Annotated in this window: 9 protein-coding genes; 3 read left to right on the top strand and 6 right to left on the bottom strand. The window is 46.0% G+C overall.

Translation table 11 applies throughout. The features are described from left to right. The first annotated feature begins 61 nt into the window (after positions 1-61). On the top strand, positions 62-739 hold the full coding sequence (locus AYW75_RS03010) for a TRAP transporter small permease (RefSeq protein WP_067095219.1): 678 nt from the start codon (positions 62-64) through the stop codon (positions 737-739). 17 nt (positions 740-756) lie between these two features. Beyond that, on the top strand, positions 757-2,370 hold the full coding sequence (locus AYW75_RS03005; protein ID WP_067095216.1) for a TRAP transporter large permease: 1,614 nt from the start codon (positions 757-759) through the stop codon (positions 2,368-2,370). Positions 2,371-2,911: 541 nt separating this feature from the next. Here AYW75_RS03005 and AYW75_RS03000 read toward each other — a convergent pair. Continuing rightward, positions 2,912-4,336, bottom strand: a complete 1,425-nt coding sequence (locus tag AYW75_RS03000) for a tripartite tricarboxylate transporter permease (protein WP_231886145.1) — start codon at positions 4,334-4,336, stop codon at positions 2,912-2,914. Positions 4,337-4,346: 10 nt separating this feature from the next. Here AYW75_RS03000 and AYW75_RS02995 point away from each other — a divergent pair, with 10 nt between their 5' ends. Further along, positions 4,347-5,294, top strand: a complete 948-nt coding sequence (locus tag AYW75_RS02995; RefSeq protein WP_067095210.1) for a LysR family transcriptional regulator — start codon at positions 4,347-4,349, stop codon at positions 5,292-5,294. Positions 5,295-5,419: 125 nt separating this feature from the next. Here AYW75_RS02995 and AYW75_RS02990 read toward each other — a convergent pair whose 3' ends face one another. From AYW75_RS02990 to AYW75_RS02970, 5 genes are read right to left on the bottom strand one after another with little or no spacing between them, the layout of a single operon-like run. Beyond that, positions 5,420-6,352 (bottom strand): sugar kinase, encoded by a 933-nt coding sequence (locus AYW75_RS02990; RefSeq protein ID WP_067095208.1) that lies wholly within the window; start codon positions 6,350-6,352, stop codon positions 5,420-5,422. Positions 6,353-6,367: 15 nt separating this feature from the next. Next, the gene (gene uxuA, locus AYW75_RS02985) at positions 6,368-7,543 is read right to left on the bottom strand and encodes a mannonate dehydratase (protein WP_067095204.1); all 1,176 of its coding nucleotides are present in this window, start codon (positions 7,541-7,543) and stop codon (positions 6,368-6,370) included. Between the two features lies 1 nt (position 7,544). Then, positions 7,545-9,011: a mannitol dehydrogenase family protein gene (locus AYW75_RS02980; protein WP_067095201.1), complete on the bottom strand. Its 1,467-nt coding sequence runs from the start codon at positions 9,009-9,011 to the stop codon at positions 7,545-7,547. A gap of 34 nt (positions 9,012-9,045) precedes the next feature. Beyond that, complete coding sequence (gene uxaC / locus AYW75_RS02975) at positions 9,046-10,458, bottom strand: glucuronate isomerase (RefSeq protein ID WP_067095198.1); 1,413 nt, start codon at positions 10,456-10,458, stop codon at positions 9,046-9,048. Positions 10,459-10,492: 34 nt separating this feature from the next. Then, positions 10,493-12,880, bottom strand: coding sequence for a glycoside hydrolase family 31 protein (locus AYW75_RS02970; protein WP_067095195.1), 2,388 nt, complete (start codon positions 12,878-12,880; stop codon positions 10,493-10,495). Positions 12,881-12,888 lie beyond the last annotated feature (8 nt).

The raw sequence follows: 12,888 nt of genomic DNA, 5'->3' as shown, positions 1-12,888 counted from the left end.
ACCCGTGAGCTCTGGTGTGAAAGGCCTTTTTACGCTGCCTTCTGATGTTTAGGAGTCCCCCATGGCATACTGGCCTCATTTATACTTATTAATATTTATTCTAGCCCTATGGGTGCTGGAAAAACGTTTTCCGAAATTCATGGAACGATTTGAAGAGAACTTACTTGTCCTAGTTATTTCTTCGATTATGGTTGTTTCATTTGGCCAAGTGATTGCGCGCTATGCTTTCAACACAGGTTGGGTCGCAGCGCTGGAATTTAACACGGTTATGTTCTCATGGCTGATCCTTCTAGGCATGAGCTACGGCATAAAAACTGGCTCACATCTTGGCGTTGATATCCTTCTGAATGCTGTTCCCAAAGGTACTGCAAAAGTGCTGTCTTTGATCGGTGCGGCAGGTGCGATGCTCTATGGTCTTATCCTGCTCGATTCGACTTGGGTCGCGATGTTGGGTATAGACGTCCGTGGCGGTGCCATTGAGTACTGGTACAAGATGTGGCGCATTGGTCTTGGACAAGAAGAACTCCGCTACCCTGCCTTTATGGTAGAAGCGTTCGACATTCAACCGCGTGTACATCGCTGGTTAGTACTTGTAATTCTGCCAATCAGTTTGGCATTACTAGCGTACCGTTCTCTACAGGCCTTCTTGGCCATCGCAACAGGCAAGCGTGATATGTTGATCAGTGGTCACGAAGCGCAAGAGCTTGTTGAAGAGAACAAAGGTGCATTGAAAGACTAATTGGTTAGGAGCGTATCGTGGAAGCATTAATTTTATTTGGTATGGTACTAACTCTGCTCTTTATAGGGTTGCCAGTTGGTATTTGTTTGGGCTTAACGTCCATTCTGTTCATCACATTTTTCTCCCATGACTCTTTGTCATCGGTAGCAATCTCGTTATTTGGTGCGGGTCAACACTACACACTTTTGGCGATTCCGTTCTTCATTTTGGCGTCGTCATTCATGTCGACCGGTGGTGTGGCAAAGCGTTTGATTAACTTTGCCATTGCTTCTGTCGGTCACTTTCGTGGTGGTCTGGCAATGGCGTCAGTGTTGGCATGTATGATGTTCGCGGCATTGTCTGGTTCATCGCCAGCAACCGTGGTAGCAATCGGTACCATTGCCATTGCTGGCATGCGCCAAGTTGGTTACTCAAAAGAGTTTGCATCCGGCATCATCGCCAATGCGGGTACTTTAGGTATCTTAATTCCGCCTTCTATCGTAATGGTGGTATACGCTGCAGCAACGGACGTATCTGTTGGTCGTATGTTCTTAGCGGGTGTTATCCCAGGCTTGATGGCGGGTGGTATGTTGATGTTGGCAATCTATGTGGTTGCACGTATCAAAAATCTACCAGCGGAGGAGTGGAAAGGCTTTGGCAATTTAATTCGTGGAGGTAAAGACGCTGGTTGGGGATTGTTCCTAATCGTAATCATCATGGGCGGTATCTATGGTGGTGCTTTTACACCGACAGAAGCCGCGGTTGTCGCAGCAATTTACTCTATCTTCATTGCGCTATTCGTGTATCGCGACATGGGGCCACTTAAAGGCGAGACATGGACTAAAGAAACGGATGCACCCGCAGCACGTGTTGGTTTTAATGGTACGGTTTACGGAGTGTCATTTTTCCTAGTATGGGAAATCATGTCCTTCTTCGCTCTGTCTGGCAGTGAAGCAATGACCGCTGGTGTACGAGCTATTATTGGTGTAGTTCTAGGTGCGTTGCTAGCTCTTTTCTACGTGTCAAAACGTGGTGCTAAGCTTGAAACAAGCCTAGTTAGCTGTATTGCTCAGGGTATGCCTATTTGGGGTCGTAATTTCTCGCTAATGGCACGTGGCTTCTTCCCTGCTTTATTTGGCGAAGAGACTCGTAAAACCATGCTAGATGGTACTAAGACAACCATCATGCTGATGTTTATCATCGCTAACGCATTGCTGTTCGCACATACGTTATCCGCTGAGCGTATTCCGCAAGCGATTACAGAATGGATGCTAGGTGTTGGTTTCAACTGGTTCACTTTCCTAATCGCTGTCAACATTCTATTGTTGATTGGTGGTCAGTTTATGGAGCCATCTGGTCTATTGGTTATCGTTGCACCTGTGGTATTCCCAATTGCGATGGAGCTGGGTGTGGACCCAATTCATCTAGGTATCATCATGGTGGTAAACATGGAGATCGGGATGATTACACCACCGATAGGTCTCAACCTCTTTGTAACCTCTGGGATAACCGGGATGAGCTTGGCTCGAGTAGTAAAAGCAGCCATGCCTTTCGTAGCAGTATTGTTTGTTTTCTTGATCCTTGTAACTTACATCCCTGCTCTATCGACTGCACTTCCATATGCAATCATGGGACCAGAAATTGTCCAGTAACACCCTTTTATGACATTAACTATTGTCATGTTATTAGCGCCCTTAAGGGCGCTTTTTTTTGCTAGTCCTCCACTAAAACGACATGCCCTACCATAATAGACGACCAACAATCAGCGTTTAAATGGTATTAAAAATACGATTAAAATGATGAGCCGACACTTTTTTAGCTTCTTTAGGCGAATCTAAATACCTATGGCTTCACTGATGACCATACACAGAAGCAAGATCGAGCATGATGTAACTGTAAAACCCGCTTATTCAAGTACTGTTATCTTTAGCATATGCTGTAATGGCATAGCGCTGGCATATATCGCCTCAATGTGAAATCGATCTACAAAAGCATGTTTAATATATGCGGCAAAAAAAAACTGGGGAGTTGCGATATTTACTACAAAGACTATGGTTTTGAGAATAGCTTGAGCAAGACTTGCGGATACCTTTTCGAACAGCAAAGAGCCTTTATATAGGTTATGTAATAGACAAAAAAATGCCCGCCTAGGTAGGCGGGCATTAAACAAGTCGCGGGGTCAGCGGATACTTGTTAAACCAGATTCGCTATTGCCAATACATAGCCGTCTAGCAACCCTTCTGGATAGTCGACACTCATCACTCGACCTAACACCAAAAGGAATACCAGCAAACCGAAAGCAATTGATAACGATTTTACTGATCCTGCACGGGCAAAGAAGTAAATAAACGACAGTGAAAAAACAAAAGTAGTGGTTAAGAAACCGAGTTCGAAATACAAGAAAGCCATGATGAAAAAGCCCACTATATAGAACAGCCCTTGTCGAATTTCAGCCGTAGCAATTTGCCCACGATGACGCAGATGGTTAATGATGACCATCAAAGAAGAACCACCCAACAAAGTCACCGCTATCAATGGAAAGGCCCTTGTTAACGTTTGTTCGCCCCATACTTGGTAACCAAATACAACGGCTATCAGCAAGAACAAACCTGCAATCCATATATCCAAATTGAAGTTAGTGACAAGTGCTGCTTCAGACGCGGCTTTTGCCTCTTCAGGAGTTTGACGTTTACGCATCATTCTACGGAATACCGTAGGCAGGAATAAGCCACACAGAATCAATGCACCAATGATCAACACACCAGGACGTGTAAACCAGCTGTACTCATAAAACTGAATGCTTTGAAAAAAGTAGTTTTCTGCACCCGCAGACAATACAAAGCCAATCAAGAATGCAGGTCTAGGCCAATCTGCGTTCTTCATCAATACGCCAATCAATGCAATGCCGCCTAACGCTAAGAAATCACCAAAACTACGAGTCGCTTGATAAGCAGCAAACAGAATTAAGGTTAAAATAACCGGCGCTAAAATAGAGAACTTGATGTAAGTAAGCATCGAAATAGGACGGGTTAAGAAAATACATAACGCCGCACCTAAAATATTCGCTAAAGCCAAAGACCAAATGATGGTATAGGTCAGGTCAAGGTGAGTCGATACCATTGATACGCCAGGTTGAATCCCCAGCAACAACATACCACCCAGAAATACCGCTGCAGAGCCAGAACCTGGAACACCAAATAGAATAGTAGGAATCATACTACCGCACGAACAAGCATTATTAGCTGACTCGGGGGCGATAACACCTTTGATTTCACCTTTACCAAACTGGCTTTTATCTTTACTAGCACTCATGGCAAAACTGTAGGTCATCCAATCCACAACCGAACCACCCAGTCCTGGGATAGCACCAACAAGACTACCAAAAACAGATGAACGTCCAACGAGCGGTAAGTTGCTCATAACGTCTTTCAAGCCTTGACCTAACCCCTGACCAAGCTGATTACCTTTCGTCGCAATCGACTTATTTTTGATCAGTAATGAAATAATTTCTGGTAGGGCAAAGATCCCTAAACCAACGACGATCAAAGGAATGCCGTCGTATAAATAGTCTACATCAAAGGTAAAACGAAAATCGCCTGTTGCGGGCGCACCGCCAATTGGTGAATCTATGCATCAGATCGAATTTAAAGACCTTGTTATCTTTGTTAAAGTCGCAGAAACGGGTAACTTTCATGAAGCGGCAGAAGCCACATTTTTATCTCAACCCGCCTTGAGTCGACGCATGCAGAAGCTTGAAAATGTCTTGGGCGCGACGCTATTTGAGCGAACAACTAGGAAAACCAAATTGACCACTGTGGGTCGAGAGTTTTTACCTAAAGCAAGACGAATGTTAGAAGAGTTTGAGCTTTCTGTGTTGGGGATAAAGGACATGGCAAGCCAGCAAAAAGGCACCATCACCATTGCCTGTATTCCGACAGCCGCCTTTTATTTTTTGCCTTCTGTGATCAAACCTTTTAATGAAAAGTACCCCGGCATTCGAATTCGAATTCTCGATGAAAGTGCTAATCAGGGTCTTGAGTCAGTCATTCAAGGTGACGCAGACTTTGGCATAAATATGGCTATTGCGCAGCATTCGGAAGTGAGCTTTACGCCGCTTATTGATGACCCTTTCGTCGTCTGTATGCGACAAGATCACCCTCTTACGGCATTGGAAGAAGTCACTTGGAAGGATTTAGAAAATTACAAATTGATAAGCGTAAGCCGTACCAGCGGTAATCGGCTTTTACTAGATAAGTCCATTGCACGCGACCAAGTAAACCTCAATAGTTTTTACGAAGTACAACACTTGTCTACATCACTTGGATTAGTTGAGACAGGACTTGGACTGTCTATTGTCCCCCGCTTAGCAATGCCATTTGGCACTAATAGTGTACTCACCTATCGCCCCTTAGCAGGCGAGAAAATTGACCGTTCTATCGGTTTAATTCGACGTACATTGACTCCAGTATCTCCGTCGGCTGACCTCTTTATTCAGATTCTTTTGGAGCAATGGTCTAATACTCTTAGTAACCCTGAGTACTCAAACGTGCTGCTAAAATCGTTAAAAGTACACTGAATATTCACGATAAATAGCGTCACAGAAATATTGCATCCACGCTACAGTCAAGTTGAAGAGAAGCTCAAAACGTTCCAGATCAATTGAATAATGACGAGCAGATTAACACCCACAATATTGTGTATTTAGCAAAAATTTGGCATTGCAGATTCATCAATAATCGCCCCAGCATATCGAATCACGCGACCCGCAAGGATATGACCATAGCGCACTGATTGCTCTGGCGATTCGGATGTCAGACGCCCAAACAAATAGCCCGCAGCGAACGAGTCGCCTGCTGCGGTGGTATCCACCACATTATCAACAGCTTGAGTCGGAACGGCCATACGTTCGCCATTAACACGCAGTAAACAAGCTTCAGAGCCGCGCTTGATAACCACTTCCGGACATTGATAGGCTGCAAAGATCTCATCACTTCGGGTGTATTGCCACAATAGCTGATCGTCGTCTTCGGTAATAAGCGCGATATCGGCCACCGCTAAAATACGACGGTATGCCTGTCGACATTTCTCTAACGAGACCCAAAGAGCTGGTCGGTAATTATTATCAAATACGATCTTACCTGCGTGATCGGCGTATCGCTCTAATGCACTCAGTAATACAGAGCGCCCTTCTTGCGTCAAAATAGCCAAGCTAATGCCCGACACATACACTTGATCAAATGACATGAGAAAATCTGCCACCTCATCAACAGTCTGCTGGTCAAAAAGGTATTTAGCCGCTGCATCATTACGCCAGTAATGAAACGATCGCTCGCCACTGGCATCCGTACTGATTTGATATAAGCCAGGGGATTTGTTAGCTATGGTTCGAATATTACCTACTTCCAGCCCTTGCGCATGCCATGCTTGCTGTAAATATTCACTCAATGCGTCATCCCCTAACGCCGTCAAGTAGTGCACTTCAAACTGCTCTGGCAGCAGTCTGCGCAAGTACAATGCGGTATTGTAGGTATCGCCACCCCAACTTTGCTTAAGTGAGCCAAACAGAGGTCCCTGAAGCTGTATCATGCATTCACCAATGAAAGCGATCCGCACTGGGTTGTTCGACTCATTCATGCAGTACAGCCCCCCTTATAATGTGCTCTTGAGGCCCAGCTCTAAGCCTCGGACCTCCGCTAAACCTTTCATACGACCAAGTTTGGAATAACCAGGTTTAGCGTTCTTCTCAAGATCATTCAGAATTTGGTGCCCGTGGTCTGGTCGCATAGGAATAAGACGCGGCGTGTTGCTGTCATGACGCTTTTTCTCCTCCAGCAACAAGGCTCTGACGACGCCTACCATGTCAACGTCCCCACCAAGGTGAGAGGCCTCATGAAAGCTCCCAGCCACCTCTTCGCGCTTGGTTGAACGCAAGTGAGTAAAGAAGATATTGGAACCAAAACGCTGCACCATATCGACCAAATCGTTGTCGGCTCGGACCCCATAAGACCCCGTACAAAGTGTTATGCCGTTAACGGGGCTTGGCACAGCTTTCAATAGCCATTCAATGTCTTCTTTTACCGACACAACACGAGGCAGTCCTAATATAGGACGTGGTGGATCATCAGGATGGATCGCCAAACACAAGCCAGCTTGTTCCGCTGCAGGCACAATAGCTTTCAAGAACAGCTTCAAGTGTTCACGCAAGGTATCTTTATTGATGTGTGCGTACTCATCTAATTTGGCGCGAAACTGCTCAAGGGTATAGCTTTCTTCTGAGCCAGGTAGACCCGCAATAATGTTAGCCACCAAACGCTCTCTGTCCTGGTCGCTTACCGCTTCCAAATACGCTTTCGCCTGTGCCTTTTCTTCTGCGCTGTATTCTAACTCAGCCCCTTTGCGCTCAAGAATATACAGCTCGAAGGCTGCAAACGCTGTTTGGTCGAAGCGTAGCGCACGAGAACCGTCAGGTAGAGCGAAATCAAGATCCGTACGTGTCCAATCAAGAACTGGCATGAAGTTGTAGCAAACCGTATCAATTCCGCATGCTGCTAAGTTAAGGAGGGATTGCTTATAGTTTTCAATGTACTCTTCATAGTTGCCAGTACGCTTTTTAATATCTTCATGCACAGGGACACTTTCAACCACTGACCAACGAAGTTCGTGCGCTTCTATCATCGATTTCCGTGCTTGGATGGCTTCAATAGGCCAGACATCACCATTCGGAATTTCATGCAATGCGGTTACCACTCCGGTCGCGCCTGTCTGACGAATATCCGTCAACGTGGTTTCATCGTTGGGTCCAAACCAACGCCAAGTATGTTCCATATTATCCTCCGAAATGAGTCGTGTCGTCGGCGCCTAAGCATGCCGTTACACCACTTGAAATAATTGTTTGATAGGCTTTGAGCACTGCTTTAGAAAATGTTTCATTGAGCGCCAGCTGACGAGGGAAAATGTCATCTAATTTAAGCGCTTCACTCACAAGTTGATTAGCATCTTGGCAACGAGCGTGCAGTTCACTAAATGTCTCTGCCATGGGGTCATCAACGGTGTAGGTACGACCTGTTTGATCCTTACCTCTTACAAATGCGAGCCATGCCGCCACGCCAAGCGCTGTAGCATTTATGTCAGCACGATGATCCAGCCTTTCCTGTGCACCGTTTAGCCAACGCTGGGGGATTTTCTGTGATCCATCCATTGCGATTTGTGTCAACTGGTGCTGTAAGCTATCGTTACCAAATCTCTCCACCAACCTTTCAATGTAGGCTTCAACATCAACACTTTTTGGCAAATCCAGTGTTGGAGAAGCTTCGACATTCATGTAATGACGAATCAACTGAGCAAAGCGATTATCAGCTACGGCCTCTGCAACCGTTTGGTAGTTTGCAGCAAGCCCGACGTAAGCAAGCAAAGAATGGCTGCCGTTTAAGAGGCGCAGTTTCATCGTTTCAAACGGGTGAACATCTTCGACCATTTGCACGCCGTCGTGCTCCCAATCAGGTCGCCCCTGTGGAAAGTTGTCTTCTACAACCCATTGACTAAACGTCTCACACATCACGGCATTAGGGTCATTACACTGTAACTCCGCTTGCAGACGCTCGCGGGAGGTATCTGACATTGCAGGAACAATTCTATCCACCATAGAGCTTGGAAAAGCGACATTGTCTTCAATCCACTCAGCTAATTCTGTGGATCGATGGCGCGCGAGTGCGCATACTGCTTTACGGATTAAACGGCCATTGTTGGGCATGTTGTCACAACTTAAAACTGTAAACGGCGGCAAGCCCAACTCTCGTCTTCTATGCAACGCTTCGACTAAAATCCCCGGTGCTGTTTTAGGCGCTGTGGGGTGTGCAATATCATGCCGAATATGAGGGTCATCTTGGCGTAGAGCCTTTTCAGCAGGTGTTAAGTAGTAACCTTTCTCAGTCACGGTTAATGTCACGATTTTCGTTGAAGGCGACACTAATTTGTCGAACAAAGGCTCTTTGTCTTCTCCGGCAAACAGAGCGTCACGAATAGCATTAACCTCTCGCGACTCAGCATGTTGGCTATCCTGATATTCGGCAATGTGATAGCGGCAGTCGTTGGCTTTTAGTTGATCCACTAATTGACTATTCGAGCGGATATTCACTGCGCAAATTCCCCAGTCACCACCATGATTTCGATTGAGGTTTTTCTCGATATAGACGGCTTGATGAGCGCGATGAAAAGCACCGAGTCCAATATGCACAATTCCAACACCTACATTTTCAGGAAGGTATGTGCTATGACTTCTTTGGACCGTAATCATTGATGACTCCTTATTAGTATGGTGAAAGAGGCAATCATTCCTGAAAACCAAAATATGATTTCGCATTATCCGCACAGATACCTTTCATCATGTTACTCAAAAGAGTCATGTCTGCTGGGGCTTCGCCACGCTCTACCCAACCGCCGATCATGTCACACAGCAAACGGCGGAAATATTCGTGACGGGTGTACGATAAGAAACTGCGAGAATCGGTCAACATGCCGACGAACTGGCTCAATAAGCCCATCTGAGCCACGCTGGTGAGCTGTCTTTGCATACCATCAAGCTGATCATTGAACCACCAACCCGAGCCGAACTGGACTTTGCCAGCCACACCGCCACCTTGGAAATTACCCACCATCGTTGCGAGCATTTCGTTGTGCATTGGATTCAGGCAGTACAAGATTGTTTTCGGTAGCTCGTTACTTTGATCCAAGGCATTCAAAAAGTCAGACAAGGGAGCGGCGTAGGCTCGATCATCCATCGAGTCGAAACCAGAATCACCGCCCACTAGCTTAAACATGCGAGAAGAGTTATTACGCTGTGCACCAATATGCAGCTGCATCACCCAGCCTTTCTTGGCATATTGTTGGCCTAGCCAAACCTGCACAGCAGTGGAGAATTGGGCCATCTCTAGCGCGCTAAGAGACTCATTGTTTATACGCTTTGACATGATCGTATCGAGATCTGCCTCCACAGGGATCTCAGCAAAGCGCATGATTTCAATACCATGGTCAGCGCTTCGACAGCCGTGTGCATCAAATACTTCAAGACGTCGCGCCAGAGCACTAATCAAATCATTGAAGCCAGTAATTTCGATGTCCGCTGACCGTCCAAGTTTAGCGAGGTAATCAACAAAACCAGCGTGCTCCACTTTGAATGCGCGATCAGGACGCCAGCTTGGTGTGACAGCAATATCAAAGCTTGCATCGTTTGCAATCAATTTATGGTGTTCCAGACTGTCCGCAGGATCGTCTGTCGTCCCCACCATTTTGACATTCATTTGCTGCATGATACCGCGAGCAGAAAACTCGGGCTGTCGTAGCATCTCATTACATTGGTCCCAGATGGCATCCGCTGTTTCAGGGGAAAACAATACACCGTTAATACCAAACGGGCGGCGTAGCTCTAGGTGGGTCCAGTGATAAATGGGATTACCAATGCATTGCGGTACGGTCTGCGACCACGCCTGATATTTCTCTTTAAAGCTCGCATTACCTGTAATCAGATGCTCTTCAACGCCTGCAGTACGCATAGCACGCCATTTGTAATGATCACCTTCCAACCAAATCTCACCTAAATCACTGAAACGACGATTGTCTGCAATTTCCTTGGGATTCAGATGGCAGTGGTAATCATAAATTGGCTGCTCTGCGGCGTAATCATGGTACAAGCGTTTCGCTGTCTCTGTGCTCAGTAAGAAATCTTCTGTCATAAATGCTTTCATATCACTTCCTTAGCAAGGCAAGGTATTGACTTGCTTAAACTAGCCCACTTAAACGAACCACTTTAGAGGAGGTCATCAATTGACCATTAACATAGAGGTCGCGCTGCTCACTCTCAGGCAGCACAAAAGCAATGTCTTCATAAGCAGGTTTCCATTTGCCTTCTCGCGAGATGGTTAAGTCAATTCTCGACAAATCGGATGACAAAATGATGTTGAGCTGCAGATAGAAGTCATTCAAATAACCTGTCGTGAGGCCATCGTCGTCAAATATCGATATATGACGCTGCCCTGTACCTTTGTGTGGGAAAACTAGGAATTTGCGCAGTGTCTCTTTGCCAGCATCAACGTGGGCAATTCGATTACTGGTAGGAATCACGCTTCCTGCACGAGCCAGCAATGGCAACTCTTCTAGTGCTGCGGGCAACGTAATGTCTTGACCACCGGCATACCAAGTCTTGCGATGAAAGTCGTACCAGCCATCACCATTATCAGGAAGGTAGACATTACGAGTCCGTTGTTCTGGTTCGACGACTGACGCAACCAACAAGTCTTTACCCAGTAAAAAGTCATCGCTTTCTTCATAGGTTCGCTCATCGCTCTCATGATCTAAAAAGGTAGGACGTAACATTGGCTCATGATGCTTGTGGGCTTTCCACAACAAATCGTATAAGTAAGGCATCAAGCGGTAACGCAGCGCCATAGCTTCTCGAATAATCGGTGTGACCTCTGGATACATCCAAGGCTCATTGACCGTGTGGTCATCGTTCCACGAGTGAATCGTGAAACGGGGATGCATCACACCATTTTGCACCCAGCGTACAAATAACTCAGGGTCCGGACGATCACCTGAGAAACCACCCACATCATGTCCGATGTTGTATAAGCCAGATAGGCTCATCCCAAGTCCCATTCGTGTGTTGTAACGCAGTGTTTGCCAATTGGTACGGTTATCACCACTCCACGTTTGCACATAACGCTGCATTCCCGGACAACCTGAGCGCGAAATCAAATATGGGCGTAACGAAGGTGCAAATTCCATTTGCGCTTCGTACGAAGCTCGCATCATTAATAGAGGCTGCAAAGGTCGAATCAGCTTGATCGGCGTTTGCTTTCCAAAGCCTGCGCAACGTGCATCGCTGTCCCATACTTCGTATTCGTTATTGTCATTCCAAGTAGAATCAATACCTTTCTCAAGCAACTGCTCAGTGACATTTTTCTTCCACCACTGGACAGTATTCGGATTAGTGAAATCTAAGTGAGAGCCAGAATCATCCCAAAACTGTGACGACTCCGGTGCGTCAAATTCGGAATCTTGGATAAACAGGTTCTGCGACGCAACCTCTTCAAATCGCGGATGGTCTTGTAGTAAACATGGCTTAATATTAGCGGCTAACTTAAGACCCGCTTGATGAAAATCACTACTCAATTTAACGGGGTCAGGAACCTTGCTGGTGTTCCAATTGAATACATAACGTTTGTTACCAATAGACGTGTAGCCAGACGACAATTGAAAGGAATCACACGGCATACTGTGGTTATCACAATGCTTTATAAAGTCACCGAGCTGCTCTTGCGCATTCTCTGCATCGGTGTAAAGCATGGTCGAGCCACTATATCCCAAACTCCATTTCGGCCCGAATATCGTACGCCCGGTTAGATTGACATAGGTTTTCGTAACATCGACAACTTTGTCACCGTACATAAAATAGAAATCTAAATCGCCTTCGTCAGCATGATAACTGCGGTAATAACCATGGTAATTATCTAACTCATTACCCAGATCAAACCAACTCGTAGACAGGTTATCGTAGAACACCCCAAAGCTGGCTTGAGTCGTCTTCGCAATATAAAACGGAACATGTTTATAAAGCGGATCCGTATGCTTGGCGTCGTACCCCATCGCATCGATATTGCGCATCTGGTAGCGTGAGCCGTGGCGGTTCAAATCACCCGTTTTCTCTCCTAAGCCATAATATTTATCTGACAAGTCGCGTGCCATGTAATGGTGCACGTCATTCGACTTTACTCCCAACATATAGGCACCACTTTGGCGGTCTGACGCAAGGTATTGCCATTGACCAGCCTCGTCGGCGTATTCCCAAGTAAGTTTCAAAGGCGTGGATAAGGTCACACGCAAAGCTGCCGTTGCAATCGTGAGCTGGTCGCCCTGCTCAAAAACTTGAAAGTCGGGACAAGAAAAGCCTTCGGTACTCATCCGATCGCGGCCTTCCCAACCGGTTTCAGTATCATTAGGTGAGATACACCAACTGTTATCCAATTGCAGCGTGTTATTTTTCTTCAGAAGCACGCGAATCACATTCGGCTCTAATACAAAGAAATACAGTCGATGACGGTCATCACACTCAATTTCCACGCGGCTATTTTCAACACCTAGAAGCTTCCAGTTCGTAATTGGCTTCATAATTTCAA

Origin of the sequence: Marinomonas atlantica (assembly GCF_001639725.1) — a bacterium.
GTDB lineage: Bacteria > Pseudomonadota > Gammaproteobacteria > Pseudomonadales > Marinomonadaceae > Marinomonas > Marinomonas atlantica.
This window is presented reverse-complemented; position numbering and strand designations above follow the sequence as displayed.